General features: G+C 72.2%; 20 protein-coding genes. 3 read left to right on the forward strand and 17 right to left on the reverse strand.

The features are described 5' to 3' along the window. Nucleotides 1–32: 32 nt before the first annotated feature. Genes AC08OO_RS09010 through pyrR form a run of 4 tightly spaced genes read right to left on the reverse strand, consistent with a single transcriptional unit; the run spans nt 33 to nt 4051 of the window. Nucleotides 33–1088 carry a PH-like domain-containing protein gene (locus tag AC08OO_RS09010; protein ID WP_476618409.1) on the reverse strand — a complete coding sequence of 352 codons (1056 nt, stop codon included), beginning with the start codon at nt 1086–1088 and terminating at the stop codon, nt 33–35. Then, nucleotides 1085–2461 (reverse strand): dihydroorotase, encoded by a 1377-nt coding sequence (locus AC08OO_RS09015; protein WP_476610622.1) that lies wholly within the window; start codon nt 2459–2461, stop codon nt 1085–1087. Before AC08OO_RS09015 ends, AC08OO_RS09010 begins: the two co-directional genes overlap by 4 nt. After that, nucleotides 2458–3381, reverse strand: a complete 924-nt coding sequence (locus tag AC08OO_RS09020) for an aspartate carbamoyltransferase catalytic subunit (protein ID WP_476606497.1) — start codon at nt 3379–3381, stop codon at nt 2458–2460. Before AC08OO_RS09020 ends, AC08OO_RS09015 begins: the two co-directional genes overlap by 4 nt. Nucleotides 3382–3430: 49 nt before the next feature. Next, nucleotides 3431–4051, reverse strand: a complete 621-nt coding sequence (gene pyrR / locus AC08OO_RS09025) for a bifunctional pyr operon transcriptional regulator/uracil phosphoribosyltransferase PyrR (protein WP_011437588.1) — start codon at nt 4049–4051, stop codon at nt 3431–3433. Between the two features lie 427 nt (nt 4052–4478). Here pyrR and bldD point away from each other — a divergent pair, with 427 nt between their 5' ends. Next, nucleotides 4479–4976, forward strand: coding sequence for a transcriptional regulator BldD (gene bldD, locus AC08OO_RS09030; RefSeq protein ID WP_476606498.1), 498 nt, complete (start codon nt 4479–4481; stop codon nt 4974–4976). A gap of 195 nt (nt 4977–5171) precedes the next feature. On the opposite strand, the gene nusB is transcribed toward bldD, so the two are convergent. The 13 genes from nusB to AC08OO_RS09095 all read right to left on the reverse strand — a co-directional run bounded on the left by nusB (nt 5172) and on the right by AC08OO_RS09095 (nt 18412). After that, the gene (gene nusB, locus AC08OO_RS09035; protein WP_476610623.1) at nt 5172–5579 is read right to left on the reverse strand and encodes a transcription antitermination factor NusB; all 408 of its coding nucleotides are present in this window, start codon (nt 5577–5579) and stop codon (nt 5172–5174) included. 53 nt (nt 5580–5632) lie between these two features. After that, nucleotides 5633–6196, reverse strand: a complete 564-nt coding sequence (gene efp / locus AC08OO_RS09040; RefSeq protein WP_011437591.1) for an elongation factor P — start codon at nt 6194–6196, stop codon at nt 5633–5635. Between the two features lie 214 nt (nt 6197–6410). Beyond that, nucleotides 6411–7499, reverse strand: coding sequence for a 3-dehydroquinate synthase (gene aroB, locus AC08OO_RS09045; protein ID WP_476610633.1), 1089 nt, complete (start codon nt 7497–7499; stop codon nt 6411–6413). Between the two features lie 2 nt (nt 7500–7501). Then, the gene (locus AC08OO_RS09050; RefSeq protein WP_476610624.1) at nt 7502–8071 is read right to left on the reverse strand and encodes a shikimate kinase; all 570 of its coding nucleotides are present in this window, start codon (nt 8069–8071) and stop codon (nt 7502–7504) included. 96 nt (nt 8072–8167) lie between these two features. After that, entirely contained in the window at nt 8168–9352 is a 1185-nt protein-coding gene (aroC, locus tag AC08OO_RS09055; RefSeq protein ID WP_476610625.1) for a chorismate synthase, read from the reverse strand. A 99-nt stretch (nt 9353–9451) separates the two neighbouring features. Next, nucleotides 9452–10117, reverse strand: a complete 666-nt coding sequence (locus tag AC08OO_RS09060; RefSeq protein ID WP_023841493.1) for a prepilin peptidase — start codon at nt 10115–10117, stop codon at nt 9452–9454. A gap of 2 nt (nt 10118–10119) precedes the next feature. Continuing rightward, nucleotides 10120–11160 carry a shikimate dehydrogenase gene (locus AC08OO_RS09065; RefSeq protein WP_476618410.1) on the reverse strand — a complete coding sequence of 347 codons (1041 nt, stop codon included), beginning with the start codon at nt 11158–11160 and terminating at the stop codon, nt 10120–10122. Nucleotides 11161–11211: 51 nt separating this feature from the next. Then, a complete protein-coding gene (gene mltG, locus AC08OO_RS09070; RefSeq protein WP_476610627.1) occupies nt 11212–12492 on the reverse strand; it encodes an endolytic transglycosylase MltG in 1281 nt (426 codons plus the stop codon). Further along, nucleotides 12489–13031, reverse strand: a complete 543-nt coding sequence (ruvX, locus tag AC08OO_RS09075) for a Holliday junction resolvase RuvX (protein ID WP_476610628.1) — start codon at nt 13029–13031, stop codon at nt 12489–12491. Before ruvX ends, mltG begins: the two co-directional genes overlap by 4 nt. Beyond that, on the reverse strand, nt 13028–15673 hold the full coding sequence (gene alaS, locus AC08OO_RS09080) for an alanine--tRNA ligase (RefSeq protein WP_476618411.1): 2646 nt from the start codon (nt 15671–15673) through the stop codon (nt 13028–13030). Before alaS ends, ruvX begins: the two co-directional genes overlap by 4 nt. Nucleotides 15674–15796: 123 nt before the next feature. Then, nucleotides 15797–16189 (reverse strand): hypothetical protein, encoded by a 393-nt coding sequence (locus AC08OO_RS09085; protein WP_476618412.1) that lies wholly within the window; start codon nt 16187–16189, stop codon nt 15797–15799. Then, a complete protein-coding gene (locus tag AC08OO_RS09090; protein WP_476618413.1) occupies nt 16190–16720 on the reverse strand; it encodes a DUF948 domain-containing protein in 531 nt (176 codons plus the stop codon). Between the two features lie 144 nt (nt 16721–16864). Beyond that, nucleotides 16865–18412, reverse strand: coding sequence for a replication-associated recombination protein A (locus AC08OO_RS09095; RefSeq protein WP_476610632.1), 1548 nt, complete (start codon nt 18410–18412; stop codon nt 16865–16867). A 586-nt stretch (nt 18413–18998) separates the two neighbouring features. Between AC08OO_RS09095 and AC08OO_RS09100 the strand changes: the two genes are divergently transcribed. Next, a complete protein-coding gene (locus AC08OO_RS09100; RefSeq protein WP_476618415.1) occupies nt 18999–19271 on the forward strand; it encodes a hypothetical protein in 273 nt (90 codons plus the stop codon). 74 nt (nt 19272–19345) lie between these two features. After that, a partial coding sequence (locus tag AC08OO_RS09105) for a FadR/GntR family transcriptional regulator (protein WP_476618414.1) occupies nt 19346–19701 on the forward strand: 356 nt, incomplete at its 3' end.

A 19701-nucleotide genomic window follows, 5' to 3' on the forward strand; every position in this document is an offset into this window, starting at 1 on the left:
GACCGCTCGCGTCGGCGTCGTGGTGGGAGTGCTCACCGATCCTCCTTCAGCCTGTTGACCTCACCGAGCGGTGAGGTCAACGGGTCGACCGACGACCAGCCGGGGTCAGACTGATCAAGCTGTCCCGGGTCCACCCACCCGGGGTCCGATTCCGGATCCGCCGGCCACTGATCGGGATGACGCCGCTCGGGGTGGCGCGGGTCGGAGCGGCGCGGGTCGGGGTGACCCTCATCCTGGTGTCGCCGATCGGGGAGTCGCTGGTCCGAGCGCCACCGCTCCGCGTAGAGCCGCCGGTCGGCGGGCACCGCCCGCTCGCCGCGGGCCTGGGCCCGCTCCCCCCGGGAACGCAGCCGAGGGCCGGTCCGGATCGCCGGCATCTCCTCGGTCGGTTGTCCGGAACCCGGCCGCTGCCCGGACCGGCCCACCGGCCCGGGGCCGGGCGCGACGGCCCGGGGCCGGATCCGCGGGCGGATCCGCGGTACCGCGTGCGGCGAGGTGACGTCGCCCGGTGCCAGATGCGCGGGCGGAGGGCCGATCAGGTCGTGGACGGCGCGCACCACCCTGGGCTGGCGGGCACGGTCCTCGCCGCGGAAACCGGTCTCCAACTCGTGCCCGCCGAACGACCACGCGATGACGATCAGACGCCCGGGGGCGGAGACCTTGCCGGCGTGCGCCCGCTCCAGGCGGGCACCGCGGACGGCCTCGCGCGGGATCCAGAACGCCTCGCCGGGGCGGTCCACCCGCACCCCGGTCTCGTACACGCTGACGTAGCCGCCGGCCCGCCCGCGGGCTGGGCGGGCGGCGATCCATTCCAGCCAGTGCCCGGCGTCGACGGTGCCGAGGTACATCCCGCGCAGCGGAGCGGCGAACACCGTGCCTGGTTCCGCCGGCGGGACGGGCAGCTCGGGAAGGTCCTCCTCCTGACGCTCGGCCCGGTTGCGCCACGCCCGTCGCATCGAACCGACCGCCGCGACGAACACCAGCAACAGGCCAAGCAGGAGAAGCAGGTGCAGCCCCAGGCGATCCGGCGCCCGGTCCAGGGCGACGGCGGGCCCGGCGGCCGACAGGGCCGCGCGCGAAACAGTCATACGATCTTCCCGTCGAGCACGGTGGGCCGTCCCCGCAGGAACGTGGCGCGGATCGTTCCCGGCAGCGACCGGCCCGCATAGGGCGTGTTGCGGCTGCGGCTGGCGAGCGCGTCCGGCTCGACCATCCGCCACGGCGCCGGGTCAAGCAGGGTGACGGTCGCGGGCGCGCCCACTGCTATGGAGCTCCACACCTCGGCCGCGGTTCGCGGCAGGCCACCGATCCTTGCCGGGGCCAGTGCCATCCGCTCGGCGACCCCGGCCCAGTCCAGCCGGCCCGGGATGACCATCGTCTCGATGACCACCGACAGCGCCGTCTCGAGACCGAGCATGCCGGGACGCGCGGCGGCCCACTCCGTCTCCTTGTCCTCCAGCGCGTGCGGAGCGTGGTCGGTGGCGACGCAGTCGATCGTGCCGTCGGCGAGCCCGGCGCGCAGCGCGGCGACGTCCTCGGCGGTGCGCAGCGGCGGGTTGACCTTGTAGACCGGGTCGAACGAGCAGACCAGGTCGTCGGTGAGCAGCAGGTGGTGCGGGGTCACCTCGGCGGTGACGTTCCAGCCCTTCGCCTTGGCCCACCGGATGATCTCCACCGATCCGGCGGTGGAGACGTGACAGACGTGCAGGCGGGAGCCTACGTGCCCGGCCAGCAGCGCGTCCCGGGCGATGATCGCCTCCTCGGCGACCGCGGGCCACCCCGGCAGCCCCAGCCTGGCGGCCACCGTGCCCTCGTTCATCTGGGCGTTCTCGGTCAGCCGCGGTTCCTGCGCATGCTGGGCGATCACCCCGTCGAACGCCTTGACGTACTCCAGCGCCCGGCGCATGAGCAGCGCGTCCGACACGCAGTGCCCGTCGTCGGAGAAGACCCGCACGCCCGCCGCGGAGGAGGCCATGGCGCCGAGTTCGGCGAGCCGCTCGCCGGCAAGCCCGACGGTGACCGCGCCGACCGGCCGGACATCGCAGTGACCCGCGTCCAGGCCGAGCCGCCACACCTGCTCGACGACCCCCGCGGTGTCGGCGACCGGATTGGTGTTCGCCATCGCGAACACGGTGGTGTAGCCACCGAGGGCCGCGGCGCGGGTGCCGGAGGCGACCGTCTCGGCGTCCTCCCGGCCGGGTTCCCGCAGGTGGGTGTGCAGGTCGACCAGGCCGGGGAGCAGGATCAGCCCGTCCGTGTCCAGCACGGTGGTGCCGGCGGGCAGTCCCCCGGCCCCGGCGTGCGTGGAGCCGGCCGGTCGCCAGGCGGCCACCACCCCGTCCGCGAGAACGACGTCGACGGGGTCCTCGCCGAGCGGGCGGACCCGCCGCAGGACCCAGGAGGTCCCCGCCGACGTCCCCACCGGCGTTTCCTCCGACGTCTCCGCCGCGGGCGTCGTCATGAGACCTCCCCGGAACCACCCAGCAGCAGGTACAGCACGGCCATCCGCACGCTCACCCCGTTCGCAACCTGTTCCACGACTGTCGACCGGGCGGAGTCGGCGACCCGAGAGGCGATCTCCATCCCGCGTACCATCGGGCCGGGATGCATCACCAGGGCGTGGTCGGGCAACATCTCCGCCCGGTCGGCATCCAGCCCGTAGCGCCGGCTGTACTCCCGTTCGGTCGGGAAGAAGGCCGCGGGCATCCGCTCCCGCTGGACCCGCAGCATCATCACCACGTCGCTCTTGGGCAGCACGGCGTCGAGGTTGTACGACACCTCGACCGGCCACGAGGAGATCCCGAGGGGCAACAACGTCGGCGGGGCCACGACGGTCACCGTCGCGCCCAGCGTGGCGAGCAGCCACACGTTCGATCGCGCCACCCGGGAATGCAGCACGTCGCCGACGATGGTGACGGCGAGGCCGTCGATCCGGCCGAGCCGGCGGCGCATGGTGAAGGCGTCGAGCAGGGCCTGGGTCGGGTGCTCGTGAGTGCCGTCTCCCGCGTTCACCACGCTGCCGCGTACCCAGGAGGCCAGTCGGTGCGGCGCGCCACTCGCGGCATGCCGGCAGACCACGGCGTCGGCACCCATCGCCTCAAGGGTCTGCGCCGTGTCCTTCAGACTTTCGCCCTTCGACACGCTTGACCCGCGCGCCGAAAAATTGATCACATCGGCCGACAGTCTCTTGGCGGCTACCTCGAAGGACGTGCGGGTGCGGGTGGAGTCCTCGAAGAACAGGTTGACGACGGTGCGGCCCCGCAGGGTCGGCAGTTTGCGCACCGATGCCTCGGCGACCCGCGCCATCCGTTCGGCGGTGTCCAGCACCAGCAGCGCGTCGTCCCGGTCGAGATCCTCGGTCGACAGGAGATGGCGGTTCACGCCCGTCCCCCAAACCCAGCTTGTGCTCCCCGCACGGCACTTCCCCCGATCATGGCTGGTTCCCGGGGGGCGCGTCGTCGGCGCCGTCCCCCCCGGCGGCCGAGAGGATCAGCACGCCGTCGGCGCCGTCGATCTCCCGCAGCCGGACGGCCACCGACTCCCGGCGCGAGGTCGGCATGTTCTTCCCGACGTAGTCGGCGCGGATCGGCAGCTCGCGATGGCCCCGGTCGACCAGGACCGCGAGCTGGACGGCACGCGGCCGGCCGTAGGCGGCCAAGGCGTCCAGCGCCGCCCGCACCGTGCGCCCGGAGTAGAGGACGTCGTCGACGAGGATCACCACGCGGCCGTCGACACCACCCTCGGGAATGTCGGTCACCTCGAGGGGACGCACGCCGCGCAGTCGCAGATCGTCGCGGTACATGGTCGGGTCAAGGGAGCCAACCGGGAGACGCACCCCCTCGACGGCCTGCACCCGCTGTGCCAGCCGGTGCGCAAGGGGTACCCCTCGGGTGGGTACTCCGAGCAGGACGACCCCGGCGCCACCGGAGGTCTTCTCGAGAATCTGATGCGCCATCCGGCTGACGATCCGGGTGATGTCGTCTGCGGACAGTACTGCCCGGGCGGTGCCGGGACGGCGCGATGCGGGGTCGCTCGCGGCAGCCGGGGCCACGCGGCATCCCTCCTTCCCCGCCTCACGGGACGGTCCTTAAAGGAGTGGTCCCAGCGACGTTACCAGGGCCCTCGGGACGTGTGAGGATCTCGCCGCCGGACGCCGACGCCCCTGGCGCCCGGCGCGACGACGGGTCGCCCACCGGTCCGGACAGCGTGGGACGTTATTGCCGCGCCAACCACGCAGCATCATGTTGTCACTACTTGTCACTGGGTTCGATGCCGTCGCCACAGCGGTGGCGGCATCCGGAAGTTCCCACCGCTCAGGCGTAGGGCGCAACCAGAGGGCTACAGAAAGTGGTACAAAGAAAGAGGCGACACGACCCCCCGGGTGTCGAGCGTCAACCCGGCGGGCACTACTATCGGTAACCGCCGGCGGCACGAGCCCCGGTTCCAACTGATCGACCACGACAGGAGTGGGCACTCCGATGTCCGACTATGCGAAGGCGCTCGGTACTCGGCTGCGCGCGATACGCACCCAGCAGGGGCTCTCGCTTCATGGCGTCGAGGAGAAGTCGCACGGTCGGTGGAAAGCCGTCGTCGTGGGTTCCTACGAACGTGGGGACCGCGCCGTCACCGTGCAACGCCTCTCCGAGCTCGCGGAATTCTACGGCGTTCCGGTGGGGGAGCTTCTTCCCGAGGGTTCCACCGTCGCTCCGCTGGAGCAGTCTCCTCGGATCGTTCTCGACCTTGAGCGTCTCTCCCAGGTTCCCAAGGAGCAGGGTGGTCCGCTCGCCCGGTACGCGGCGACCATTCAGAGCCAGCGCGGCGACTACAACGGCCGGGTGCTCTCGATCCGGTACGAGGACCTGCGCTCGCTCGCGGTAATCTACGACACCTCGCCGAGCAAGCTCACCGAGCAGCTCGTCTCCTGGGGCGTGCTGTCTCCGGAGCAGGGCGCGGACGCCGCGGCGACCGACGTCTAGCCTCGCTCCGGTATCGCGGTACCGGTACCGCGATACCGGTACCACAGTCCGCTGGCTCGCATCCGCGCCACCCGCGGCACACGTATCCGGGGAAGGACCCGGTACGTCGCCTGGGCGACGTACCGGGAACGCCGATCCCGGTTCCCTCCGATCCCGGTTCCCTCCCGGCAACCGGGCAACCCCGGTGGACCGCCGTTACGACGGCTGGCCGGGAATTGAATCCACCGCCGATCCCCGTCCGGTCGACTCGGCCGGGGTGGCCGGGCCCTTTCCCTCGACCAGACTCGCGAGCAGCCCGTTGACAAACGCCGGCGACCGGTGGGTGGAGAGGTTCTTCGCCAGTTCCACGGCTTCGTCGATGGCGACCCGATCCGGGACGTCGGGACGCCAGAGCAGTTCCAGCACGGCAATCCGCAGAATGTTGCGGTCGACCGGCGGCATCCGCTCCAACGTCCAACCCTCGGCGTACCGGGCGATCCGCTCGTCGATCTCCCCGCGGCGCTCGACGACCCCCTCGACCAGCTCGACGGCGTATTCCGACACCGGTGGATCGGACTGGGCCAGCCGGGCAGCGAGGATCTCCGGCACGGCGCTCGCGCGCACGTCCGCTTCGTAGAGGATGTCCAGTGCCCGTTTACGGGCCTTGGACCTGGCGCTCAGCTCGTCACCCGGCCCAGGTACCGGCCGTCACGCGTGTCGACCTTGACCTTTTCCCCACTGGTGATGAACAGCGGCACGTTGATGGTGGCGCCCGTCTCCAGGGTGGCCGGCTTCGTCCCGCCGGTCGAGCGATCGCCCTGCACCCCCGGGTCGGTCTGCGAAATGGTCAGCTCGACGCTGGCCGGCAGTTCGACATAGAGCGGGGCGCCGTCGTGTAGCGCGACGGTGGCCACGGTGTTTTCCAGCATGTAGTCGGCCGTCCCACCGACGACATCCGGCGGGATCGGGATCTGATCGTAGGACTCGCTGTCCATGAAGACGAAATCGGCACCGTCCCGGTAGAGGTAGGTCATCTCGCGGCGGTCGACGGTCGCGACGTCAACCTTGACCCCGGCGTTGAAGGTGCGGTCGACGACCTTCCCGGTGAGCACGTTCTTCAGGGTCGTGCGAACGAACGCCCCACCCTTACCCGGCTTGACGTGCTGGAAACCGACGACGTTCCACAACACCCCGTCGATGTCGAGCGTCATGCCGTTCTTCAGGTCGTTGGTGGTCGCCACTGCGCGCGTTCTCCGTTTCCATCGCCGTACGCCGACGGCGGGTGTGGTCGTTCCCCGGACCCTCGTGCGAGGACCGCGGTGCTCTCTCCCCAGGCCATCCCCAGGCCGCTTCCATCTTCAGGCCGCTTCCGGACCCCCCGCCACCGGGCGAACGCACCGGGCGCGGACACCGGGCGCGGACGTGGCGGCGATCCTACAAACCGCCGCGACGAGTCTACCGACCCTCGGCGACAGTGGTGAACGCCGCGATCAGCAGGCCAGCGTCCGGATTGTCCAGGATGACGGTGCGGCCCTGCGCCTCGAGGCCGACGAAACGCATCCGCCGTCCCCGCGCCTTCTTGTCGACCCGCATCGCGTCGAGCAGCGCCGCCCACCGGTCGCCCCGGTAGGTCACCGGCAGGCCGATGCGGGTCAGCAGCTCACGGTGCCGGTCGGCGGTGGCGTCGTCGAGGCCGACGACGAGCCGGGACAGCTCCGCCGCAAACACCATGCCCACCGAGATCGCCGCGCCGTGCCGCCAGCTGAAGTGCTCGACCTTCTCGATGGCGTGACCGAGGGTGTGACCATAGTTGAGGATCTCCCGCCGGCCGTCCTCCCGCGGATCGCCGGAGACCACCTCGGCCTTGACCCGGATGGACCGCTCGATCAGCTCGGGCAGATGCGCGGCGCCGGTCGGATCGGCGTCGAGCAGATCGAGGATCGCCGCGTCGGCGATGAAACCGGTCTTGACGACCTCGGCGAGCCCGGCGCGTACCTCGACGGCCGGCAGAGACTCCAGCGCCGCCAGATCGCACAGCACGCCGAGCGGCTGGTGGAAGGCCCCGACCAGGTTCTTGCCCGCGTCGATGTCGATGCCGGTCTTCCCGCCGACCGCCGCGTCGACCATGCCGAGCACGGTGGTCGGCACCTGGACGACGTCCACCCCGCGCAGCCAGCTCGCGGCGACGAACCCGGCCAGGTCCGTCACGGTGCCGCCGCCGAGGCCGATCACCATGTCGTCCCGGGTGAAGCCGATCCGGCCGAGCACGTCCCAGCAGAAGCCGGCAATCCGCAGCTGCTTGGCCTCCTCGCCGTCGGGCACCTCGATGGCGTGCGCCTCCACGCCCGCGTTCTCCCGCAGGTCGGCGACGACGGCGTCCGCGGTGGCCCGCAACGCCCCGGGATGGATCACCGCGGCGCGGGTCCGCCCGACGACGGTCTCGGCGAGCTCGCCGAGCAGGCCCACCCCGAGCACGACGTCGTAGGGACGCCCGCCGCCCGGCCGTACCGGGATCCGCACGATGCCGGAGGCCTTCACCTGCATACTCACCGTTTGCCCCCTGCGGCGTCCGCCGCCTCGTCCGGTTCGCTGCCCGCCGCGAGCAGCGGGCCCAGGGCCGCCGCCACCAGGTCGGTCACCTCGTCCGGCTCGTGCCCCGCGGTGTCGATCACCACCGTCGCCACCTCGGCGTAGAGCGGCCGGCGCGCCCTGAGCAGGGCTGCGAGCCGCGTGCGGGGCCCCTCGACCAGCAGTGGACGGTCCCGGGCGAGGCCCACCCGCCGCACCGCGTCGGAAACTCCCACCTCAAGATAGACGACCCGGTGCCCGGCCAGCAGGGTCCGGGTCTCGGCGTCGAGCACCGCTCCCCCGCCGAGGGCCAGGACCCCCCGGTGATCCGCGAGCGCGGCCGCCACCGCCCGGCGCTCGGCCAGCCGGAAGTACTCCTCACCATGATCGAGAAAGATGTCCGCGACGGTGGTGCCGAGCGCCGCCTCGATGTCGGCGTCGGTGTCGCGGAAACCCACCCCCCACCGCCGCGCCAGCTGGGTGCCCACCGTCGTCTTCCCCGCTCCGGGCGCTCCGACCAGCACCACCATCGGCCCCGTCCAGGCCATCGGCCCCGTCCAAGCCATCGGCCCCGTCCACGCGTCCGTCGCCGGCTCCCCCACGATGATCCTCTGTCTTCGCCGCCTGCCGATTTCCGCCGCCGATCAGCGGATGACCAGGGACTTCAGGTACCCCTCGTAATTGCGCCGGGTCTCCTCCACCGAGTCCCCCCCGAACTTCTCCAGCGCCGCGTCGGCGAGCACGAGGGCGACCATCGCCTCCGTCACCACCCCGGCCGCGGGCACCGCGCACACGTCGGACCGCTGGTTGATCGCGACCGCCGCCTCGCCGGTGGACACGTCCACCGTGGACAACGGCCTGGTCAGCGAGGAGATCGGCTTCATCGCCACCCGCACGCGCAACGGCTCGCCCGTGGTCATGCCGCCCTCGACCCCGCCGGCCCGGTCAGTCGCCCGCCGCACCCGCCGGCTGCCGGCACCGGCCGGCTCGATCTCGTCGTGCGCCCCGGAACCCCGCCGCCGCGCGGTGGTGAAACCGTCCCCGAACTCGACGCCCTTGATCGCCTGAATGCCCATCAGCTCGCCCGCGATCCGGGCGTCGATGCGCCGGTCGCCGTGCACGTAGCTGCCGAGCCCGGGCGGGCAGCCGTACGCCAGCACCTCGACGATGCCGCCGAGGGTGTCCGCGTCGGCGTGGGCCGCGTCGATCTCGGCGACCATCCGCACGCTGGTCGCCTGGTCGGCACAGCGGACCGGGTCCGCGTCCACCGCCGCCAGCGACGTCGGGGCGGGCACCCCCGGGGGCACCTCGACCGCGCCGATCGCGACGACATGCGAGATCACCTGGATGCCGTAGGCCTGCCGCAGCAGTGCCTTGGCCGCGGTGCCGAGCGCGACCCGCGCGGCGGTCTCCCGGGCGCTGGCGCGCTCCAGCACGGGCCGGGCGTCGTCGAACCCGTACTTCTGCATGCCGGCGAGATCGGCGTGGCCGGGCCGGGGCCGGGTCAGCGGGGCTGCGCGGCCCAGGCCCGCCAGCGCCGCCGGATCGACCGGGTCGGGCGACATGACCCGCTCCCACTTGGGCCACTCGGTGTTGCGGACGACCACGCTGACCGGGCCGCCGAGGGTGACGCCGTGGCGGACTCCACCGAGCAGCTCGACCTCGTCACGCTCGAAGCTCATCCGCGCGCCGCGACCGTACCCGAGCCGGCGGCGGGCCAGCTCGGCGGAGATGTCGGAACTGGTCATCCGGATCCCGGCGGGCAGCCCCTCGACCGTCGCCACCAGGGCGGGACCATGGGACTCCCCCGCCGTCAGCCAACGCACCATGACCCCAGTCTTTCACGCTCACCGCCCCTGTCACGACCGCGATCAGGCAGGACAACCGGAATCAAACGGAACTATCAGGATCAAGTAGGACGACCGAGATCAGCCGGCGCGACCGAGGACGGCGAGCAGCGTCCCGGCGAGCAGAAAGGGACCGTAGGCGATGCGGTCATGCCGGCCGACCCGGCCCGCCACGAGCAGCGCGCTCGCCCAGAGCCCCCCGAGGACGATGCCGGCGAACAGCCCGAACACCACACTCGGCCAGCCGAGCCAGCCCAGCGCACCGCCCAGCAGGCCGGACACCTTGACGTCCCCGCGCCCGAGCCCCGCCCTCGGCAGGCAATGCACCCCCAGGAAGATCACCCAGACGGCAGCCGCGGCCATCCCGGCGCGCAACAGACGGCCGGGCTCGCCGGTGAGCAGCGCGGCGAGGCCGAACAGCCCGGCGAGCACCGGATAGGACGGCAGTACCAGATGGTCGGGCAGGCGGTGCACCCGAAGATCGATCACGGCCAGCCAGACCCCGACGACCGCCAGATACACATAGGCCGGCAACCAGCTCGGATGATCGTGCAGGGCGACGGTCACGGCCGCGGCGACCAGCACCGTCACGGCACCGAGCGCCGCCGCCCCGGGCGCCTCCCGGTGCGGGGCCTGCCCGGGCAGCGCCGGCACGCCGGCCACGATCCGGCGACCGAACGGCAGGGCGGCGAGCGCAGGAAGGGCGATCAACGTGCTGAGCGCGCCGCCCGGCACCACTCCCGGCACCGCTATCCGCCGGCAGGTCCACCGCGGCCGCGGGGACCGCTCCCCGCGAGACCGTGGCCGGCCGGCGCGCCGACCTCCACCGCCGGGGGCCTGTTCCCCCGCGTCCGCTCGTCCAGCGCGGCCTGACCCGCGGCCAGCAGAACGCTGGTGGGAACCACCTGCCCGGTGAAGTGCTCGACCTGCCCCACGGCCTGGGCGGCGAGGATCTCCAGGCCACCTGCGACCCGGGCACCGGCCCGGTAGGCCGCGGCGGCCAGCGCCGTGGGCCAGGGATGATAGAGCAGTTCTACGAGCTGACAGGCTGGCGGCCACGGTCCGGTGGCGAGCCCGTCGGTCGCGCCGGCGGGCGTGGTGGAGATGACCAGGTCCGGGCCGGCCGGCAGGCCTGCGGCCAGCAGATCCCAGGGCAGCGCGGTGACCTCGACGCCCAGCCGCGACCCGATCTCCGCCACCTCCGCCACGGCGGCGGGCCGGCGGGCGACGACGCCGAGGCGGGTGCAGCCCGCCGCGGCGACCGCCGCGACCGCGGCGCGGGCCGTGCCACCGGCACCGAGTACGAGCGGCTGGCCTGGGACCGCGCCGCGCATCACCCGGCGCAGCGCCATGCCGATGCCGTCCACGTCGGTGTTGTAGCCGCGCAACCGGCCGGCGGGCCCGACGACGACCGTGTTGACGGCGCCGATGACCGCCGCCGTCGCGTCCACCTCGTCGAGCAGGTCGAGCGCGACGGTCTTGAGCGGCATGGTCAGGGACAGCCCGACCCAGCCCGGATCCGTGCGGACCCGGGTGAGCATCGCGGCGAGCCCGGTCTCGTCGCAGTGCACGGCGGTGTACGTCACCGCGAGACCGAGCTTGGCGTAGGCGGCGGCATGCAGCAGCGGGGAGAGCGAATGGTCCACCGGTGCCCCGAGCACGGCGGCGCGGGTGGGGCCCGACGGCGGCGCGGTGGCCGCGACGGTCGCCGGCGCTTCCACGGGCCGACGACGGCACTCAGGGGGCCGACGGCGGGCCGGGGTAGTGCCGGCGGGAACGATCTCCGGCACTACCGGGCCCTCCTCATGCTTGCGGGCCTCATGCTCGCGGCTTCCCTCGCACTACTCACGACCTCCTTCACGCCGGTACTGGGCCTCTGCCTGCTCCCACTCCCGCTCCGTGGTGGCGAAGACCGTCACCTTGCTCTGCGGCATGGAGACGAAATAGAACCACGATCCGTCGGCCGGTTCCAGTGCCGACCGCAGCGCCCAGACGCCGGGGTTGGAGATTGCGCCCGGCGGCAACCCTTTCACGGCCCGCGTGTTGTACGGGTTGTTCTGGGCGAGTTGTTCCTTGGTCAACGGCCCCTCGTACCCGTCCGTGGCGTAGCGGGTGGTCGAGTCCATGTCGAGCCGGCCAAATCTTCCCGATGTGTCCCTGAGCCGATTGTAGATCACCCGGGCCACCTTCGGACCCTCGTCGCGGTTGGCCACCTCCTTCTCGATGATCGAGGCGATGGTGACGATGTCCTTCGGCGGGACCCCGAGCGCGGCGGCCCTGCCCTCCAGATCGATCGCCGCGGTCTCCCGCTTGAAGCGGTCGACGAAGGAGCGCAGCAACTGCTTGGGCGTGGCCCCGGGCACGAGGTCGTAGGTAGACGGGAAGAGATAGCCTTCCAGCAGGTTCGGCGGCGCGTAGGACGGCAGGCCCAGCTGGGCGGGGTTCTTCGCGATCGCCTCCAGGTCCGCCATCGACGTGCCCGGGAGGCGTTCATGCAGTGCCGTGAGGACCTCACGGACGGTCATGCCCTCTTTGATGACGAACTTGAACGGCGCGGACGAGGCAGGGTCGAGCAGGGCCTCGAGCGCCGCGGCGGCGCTCATCCTGGTGTGCAGACGGTAGGTGCCCGGCTGGATGCCCAGCGACTTCGGATTCGCGGTGGCGGCCTTGACGAACGCGGCGACACTCGCGGTCACGTTCGCGTCGTGCAGCTCCCCGGCGATCTCCCGGGTACTCGCCCCGGCCGGGATCTGGACCATCGCGATGCCCTCGCCGGAGCCGGAGTAGTCGGCGGGCTCGCCAGCCGAGATGTGCCCGACGACCTTCCCCACCCCGTAGATCCCCAGTCCCAGCAGGGCGGCGACCACGACAAGCACCGCGATGAGCTTCGGCAGCGCGCGACCGCGCCGGCCGCCGTCGGGACCGGGCTCGTCCCAGCCGCCGCCGTCGTCCCAGGCGCGGCCGTCCCAGGCGCGGTGGTCCCAGTCGACCCCGGCACGGTCGTCCGGGTACTGATCATCGGCGTAGTGTTCATCCGAGTAACGATCACCGCGCTGGCGGGCCCGACGGCGACGCGAGTAGGGGTCCTCGTCGAGCATCTCGTCGAGGTCGCCGCCGGTCACCTCTCGTCCGACGGCGGGACAACACCGTCCGGAGCCCGGACCACGCCGTCCGGACCCGCGGCCGGGGCGGCACACCCGATCACGCCGGGCGCGGCGCTCCCCCGGCGGCTGTCCAGGTCGTGCTGCAGGATCTGCACGGCTGCCTCCTGATCCACGAGACTCCGGCGGGCACGCGAACGAACGCCACGCTCGGCCATCCTGCGATGAGCCGCAACCGTGGTGAGCCGCTCGTCCACAAAACGCACGGGGACGGGTGCGATCCGCTCGGCGAGTACCTCGGCGTACTGCCGCACCAGCCGGACCGCCCGGCCTTCCTGCCCGGACATCTGTCTGGGCAGGCCGACCACGACCTCTACAGCCTGCCGCTCCCGGACGATGAGGACGAGCTGATCTATGTCCGCATTGCCCCGCCTGTCCCTGGCCAGGGTAGTCACCGGAACCGCGAGCACGCCGCCCGGGTCGCTCGCGGCGACCCCGACCCGCACCGAGCCGACATCGACCCCGATCCGCACCCCGGGCCGGGAGCCCGAGCCGCTCACCGCGAGGCGTGCTCGGCCACCAGCCCCCGCAGCCTGGCGAACACCGCCGGCACCAGCTGTGGGTTCCCCCCGCCGCCCTGGGCCACGTCCGGCTTGCCGCCGCCCTTGCCACCCAGGCTCGCCCAGGACTGCCGCACCAGGTCACCGGCGCGCAGCCCCCGGCCGCGCGCGGCGTCGTCGGTCACCACGACGATCGACGACCCGTCGGCCTTGGCCACGGCGACGACGGCGGGCCGCCCCGCCAGCCGCCCACGCACGTCCAGCGCCAGCAGCCGCACGTCGTCGGGGGCGGTGCCGGCGGGCACCTCGGCGGTGACCACGGCGACGCCAGCCACCTCCTCGGCACCCTCGGCCAGCGCCCCGGCCCCGGCGAGCACCGCGGCGGCCCGCAGTCGTTCCAGCTCCCGCTCGGCGTCGCGCAGCCGGCCGACGATGTCGGTGACCCGGTCCACCAGCTCATCCGGACGGGCCTTCAGCGCGCTGGACAGCTGCGACACCAGGAGATGCTCGCGCGCCAGGTAGCGGAAGGCGTCGAGGCCGACCAGCCCCTCAACTCGGCGGGTGCCCGCGGAGATCGACGCCTCCGACAGCAGCTTCACCGCGCCGAGCTGCGCGGAGCTCGCGACGTGCGTGCCACCGCACAGCTCGCGGGCGTAGTCGCCCACGTCGACGACCCGTACGGCGTCGCCGTACTTCTCGCCGAACAGCGCCATCGCGCCGAGCCGGCGGGCCTCCTCCTGCGTGGTTACGAAAGCCCGCACCGGCAGGTCACGCAGGGCAACCTCGTTGATCTCGTCCTCGACGTCGGCGAGCACCGACGGCGGCACCGCGCCGAGGGCGTGGAAGTCGAACCGCAGCCGGCCCGGGGAGTTCAGCGAACCGGCCTGGGTCGCGCCCTCGCCCAGCGCGCGGCGGAACGCGGTGTGCACGAGATGGGTGGCGGTGTGCGACCGGGACACCGCGCGGCGACGATCGGCATCCACCTCCGCGAACACCTCCGCGCCGAGCCGCAGCTCGCCGCCGAGCACCCGCACCCGGTGCAGGACCAGGTCGGGCACGGGCCGCTGGACGTCGAGCACCTCGACCTCGCCGCCGTCGAAACGCAGCCGACCGAGGTCGGGCTCCTGGCCGCCGCTCTCGGCGTAGAAGGGGGTCGCGTCGAGCACGACCCCGACCTCAGTGCCCTCCCCCGCCGCCGCCAGCCCCGCGCCGTCGGCGATGCCGACGAGGCCCACCACGCCGGAGGTCCGGCTGAGCTCCTCGTACCCGGTGAAGGTCGTTGGGCCGGAACGGGCCAGGATCGGCCGGAACGCGGACAAATCGACGTTGCCGATCCGCCGCGCGGCCCGGTCCGCCTTCGCCGCCTGCCGCTGGCGGTCCATCAGCCGGTGGAAACCCGCCTCGTCAACGGAAAGGCCCGCCTCAGCGGCCATCTCCAGTGTCAGGTCGATCGGGAAGCCGTAGGTGTCGTGCAGCTTGAAGGCCGCCTCGCCGCCCAGCGTGGTCGAGCCCAGGGATCGGGCCTGGCGCGCCGCGGTGTCGAAGATCGTGGTACCGGTGCGCAGCGTCTCGGCGAACGTCTGCTCCTCCGCGACGGCGACCCCGGTGATCGTCTCGGCGTTGTCGAGCAGTTCGGGGTAGATCGTCCCCATCGCCGACCCGACGACCGCGAACAGCTCGCTCATCACCGGCTCGTGGGCGCCGAGCAACCGGGCGTTACGGATCGCCCGGCGCAGCATGCGGCGCAGCACGTAGCCGCGCCCCTCGTTGGAGGGGACGACGCCGTCGGAGATCAGCATCGCGGCGGTGCGGGTGTGGTCGGCGATCACTCGCAACCGCACGTCATCGGCGGGGTCCGCGCCGTAGCGCCGCCCGGTCAGCCAGCCGGCGGCGTCGAGCACCGGCCGGGAGATGTCGATCTCGTAGAGGTTGTCGACACCCTGGAGGATGGTCGCCATCCGCTCCAGGCCCATCCCGGTGTCGATGTTGCGGGCCGGCAGCTCACGCTCGATCGGATAGTCGTACCCGGCGCCCTCGCCCCGCTCGTACTGCATGAAGACGAGGTTCCAGACCTCGAGATAGCGCTCCTCGTCCGCGATCGGACCGCCCTCACGGCCATAGGCGCAGCCGCGGTCGAAGTAGATCTCGCTGCACGGCCCGCACGGCCCGGGCACGCCCATCGACCAGAAGTTGTCCTCCTTGCCGCGGCGCTGGATGCGCTCGGCGGGCAGCAGCTCGCGCCAGATCCCCTCGGCCTCGTCGTCGTCGAGGTAGACCGTCGCCCACAGGTCGTCGGCCTTGAAGCCGAACCCTTCGGTGAGCAGGTCGAAGGCGAACGGGATCGCCTCGGCCTTGAAATAGTCGCCGAACGAGAAGTTGCCGCACATCTGGAAGAAGGAGGCGTGCCGCGCGGTGTGCCCGACATTTTCGATGTCGACCGTCCGGACGCATTTCTGCACGCTGGCCGCCCGCGGCCACGGCGCCGGGAGATCCCCGAGAAAATAGGGCTTGAACGGCACCATGCCGGCGTTGACCAGCAGCAACGTCGGATCCTGGGCCACCAGTGAGGCGCTCGGGACGACGGTGTGCCCGCGCCGGGCGAAGTGGTTGAGAAAGCGGCTACGGATCTCGGCCGTGTCCATCGGGTTCACGTCGTCCAGACTCGTGGGAAGAGGTTCGACATCCCGGGGTGGCGTGCTGTGGTCGGGCGCGCCTTCCGGGCTGCGGTGAGGGCGGGTGCCCCCGGCCCGCGGGCGAGGGAGTCCTCAGGGCCGCCGGGCGCCGGGGACGAGCCGCATCGTGCGTTCGGCGTCGTCGAGGTCAGCGGGGTAGCGCGGCGCGCCGGAGCCGGCGACCTGCGCCGCGGCGTCCCGGAGCGGGGCAGCCCCGACCGCGTCGCCTCGGTCTGCTTCGTCGCCTCGGTCTGCTTCGTCGCCTCGGTCTGCTTCGTCCGGATCACCGTCGAGGCCGAGCGCGACACGGATCTCCTCCTCCCGCTCGGCCGCGGCCTCGCGCACGTCCGCGAGGAACTCCTGTACCGACTGTACGAGAGAGCCGGCCAGACTCGTCGGCGTCAGGGAGGCTGCGGCCTTAGCCACCTGGCGCACCACCACGACGCCGGCCGCCGCCCCGAAAGCGAGATAGAAGATCCTCGACATCTACCGGTCTCCCCTACGCCCGCCCACCGCGCCGGCGGCCGTGGACACCGACGGGGTCTTCTCGCCCGCGGGCTGCGAGCCGCCGCGCCCGGCCTGCCGCCGCGCCGCCTTCTCGGCCTTCATCTGGGCCGTCACCCGGGACTCGACCTCCGAGCGGGTCCGCTTGGCCGCCGCCTTGCGCACGCCGTAGCTGAACGCCGCGACGCGCACCATCGGGCCGCCGAGCGTCGCCGCGAACAACGACGTCAGCGAGGAGACGTTGGTCGTGATCGACTGCACGTTCGCCGTGATCGCGTCGACCCGGTCGAGTTCCTTGTTGACATGCGAGAGCGCCAGATTGACCTCGTCGACCGTCGCGCCGGCCTGCCTGACCCGGGCGGTTCCCTCGTCGAGGGCGAGACCGGTCTGGCGTACCCGGGCCGCGGCCTCATCGAAAATCTTGCCAAGCTTGAGCAGGACGTAACAGCCGAAGAGGACGAGCACCGCGAACGCGCCCGACGCGATCAGGCCCGCGACCGCACCACCGGACATATGTGCTCCTGCCTCCATCGTCGTTGGGCCGGTCCCACCCCACCCGATTCGATCCGCCGTGCCGCGGGCGCCACCCAGCCGACGCTCCTGGAGTGACCTTACCGAGACGGCTACCGGGGCCACGGGTAGCCCCCACGAGAGGAGTCAGGACGGCGAGGAGAACGGTGGGGACGAGCCCGGGGACGGCGGTGGGTCACCGCGCACGACGCCACGCAGCTCATGGACCCGATCGGCCGCGCGGCGCTCGAAGCCGTTACCGCTCGGCTGGTAGTAGTCGGTCGAGGTCAGCCCGTCCGGCGGGTACTGCTGACGCACGACGTTGCCGGGGGCGTCGTGCGGGTACCGGTAGCCCGCGCCGTGGCCGACCCGCCGCGCGCCGCGGTAGTGGGCGTCGCGCAGATGCGCGGGCACCGGTCCGGCCCGCCCGGCACGAACATCCGAGGTGGCGGCGTCGATCGCCCGGATCACCGCGTTCGACTTGGGCGCCAGCGCCAGGTGGATGACCGCCTGCGCGAGCGCCAGGCGGGCCTCGGGCAGGCCAACGAACTCCAGCGCCTGGCTGGCCGCGACCGCGACACCGAGCGCGCCCGGATCGGCCATGCCAATATCCTCACTGGCAAGGATGATCATCCTCCGGGCGACGAACCGGGGATCCTCGCCGGCCTCCAGCATCCGCGCGAGGTAGTGGAGGGCCGCGTCGACGTCGCCGCCCCGCATCGACTTGATGAAGGCACTGATCACGTCGTAGTGCTGGTCCCCGGACCGGTCGTAGCGCACTGCGGCCCGGTTGACGGCCCGCTCCAGCAGGTCGAGATCGAGCCGTGGCCGCGGGTCGACGAGCGCCTCGGCGTCTGCCCCGGCATCGGCACCCGCTCCGGCCTTCCCACCCGGTCCGGACTCGCACTCATGGGCTTCGAGCAGCGCCTCGGCCCCGGCCTCCAGGGTGGTGAGGGCCCGGCGGGCGTCACCTCCGGCAAGGCGGACCACGTGCTCGCGGGCCTCGTCGGACACCGACAGCCGCCCGTCGTACCCCCGCGGGTCGCGCAGCGCCCGGGCCAGCACCCCGCGGATGTCGTCGTCGGTCAGCGGCTCCAGCGTCAGCAGCAACGACCGGGACAGCAGGGGGCTGACCACGGAGAAGAAGGGGTTCTCGGTGGTGGCGGCGACCAGAGTGACCCAGCCGCGCTCGACCGAGGGCAGCAGCGCGTCCTGCTGCGTCCGGGTGAACCGGTGAACCTCGTCGATGAACAGCACCGTGCGCGCACCGGACGTTGACAGCGTCTCGCGAGCCTCGTCGATGACGGCGCGGACATCCTTCACGCCGGCGGTGACCGCGGACAACTCCCGGAAGCGTCGCCCGGTCGCCCTCGACACGATGTGCGCCAGTGTGGTCTTGCCGGTGCCGGGCGGTCCCCACAGCACGACCGAGGTGGTTGCGCCCCCCTCGACCAGCCGGCGCAGCGGGCTTCCCGGCCCGAGTAGATGCCGCTGGCCCACGACCTCGTCCAGGGTCCGTGGCCGCAGCCGGGCGGCGAGCGGAGCCGCGCGGCCCACCCCCGGACCGCCGCCACGCCGATCCCGGGGAGCGGCGAACCCCGAGGCGGAGCGGGACGCCGTCCCGGCCTCCGACGCGTCGGACGCCCCGGCACCAGCCCCGGCACCATCGGAGAGATCGGCGTCGAACAGGCTCACTCGTTCACCGTACGACCGTCGTACGACCGCTGGGAGGCGCGATCAGCCCGGAGCACGGCAGACGTCGGCCTCCGACGGCGGCTCACCGAAGCAGGCATATTACATACAACGGTATAAGTGTCTTAAATTTGCCCTTAAGCCTACGCCCGTTCCCCCGACCACGCTCGGACCACCAGAGCTTCATTGCCAATGCACCGGAACGCGGCCAATGCGCCGGAACACGCGGCGAACGGGTAGTGCACCGCGCGCCATCCGGCACAATCCCCCGAGAGACCACGCTTCGTTCACGTCGGACACCGGGCCCCAATGGCGCGCGTATTATAATTCAGCTAGTCCGTTCAGCTGCTCGACTGAGCACATGTGCCGCCTTCGTGGTAATGCACGGTGTTCCGGACGGAACCGCGCCCGAAACCGGGCCGGATTACGAAATCGCCCTGACCAGCCCAGATCGCAACGACGGGCTACCGCCCCTCACCGGGGCGGGTGCCCGCAGAACCCACCCTCGCCACGGCACAGCCACATCACACCGTCAGAACCGACCAGCTCACCCGGAGACCGAAACCCTGCCCCGGAGAGGTGCCATCCGATGACCGTGCTACAGCCGCCCCGCGCCCTCGGAAACCGTGCCGCCGCATCACGCGGGCACCGCTTCGACAAGAACAGCGCGATACCCGAAGCTCCGATCGCATCAGCCGAGCCGACCGGGCATCCGGTTCGACTGGCCCGCCCGGGGGAGACGGACGACCGCGAGTCGCACCCCACCCGGGACACCACCACGACAATCACCCGAACCGGCACCCCCGGCATCGGCGGCATCACCGCCACCGGCCCCGGCCACCCCTGCCCACCCCCCTGCTAGCCACCAACCGCGTCGGCCAACACGTCCGCGTCCCCAAGACCGCCGAACTCGTCGCCGCCCACCTACGCCGCCAGATCGTCCGCGGCGAACTCCAAGAAGGCGACGCCCTACCCCCCGAAGCCGTCCTCATGGAACAGTTCGGCGTCTCCCGCCCCACCCTGCGCGAAGCCTTCCGCGTCCTCGAATCCGAAGCCCTCATCTCCGTCCGCCGCGGCGCCCACGGCGGCGCCCGCGTCCACACCCCCAACGGCGACGTCGCCGCCCGCTACACCGCCCTCGTCCTCGAACACCGCCACACCACCCTCGCCGACATCCACACCGCCCACACCCACCTCGAACCCACCGCCATCCGCCTCCTCGCCACCACCGCCACCGACCACACCCTGACCACCCTCACCGCCCACCTCACCGCCACCGACCACGCCCTGAC

Source organism: Frankia sp. CeCAU1 (assembly GCF_977971845.1).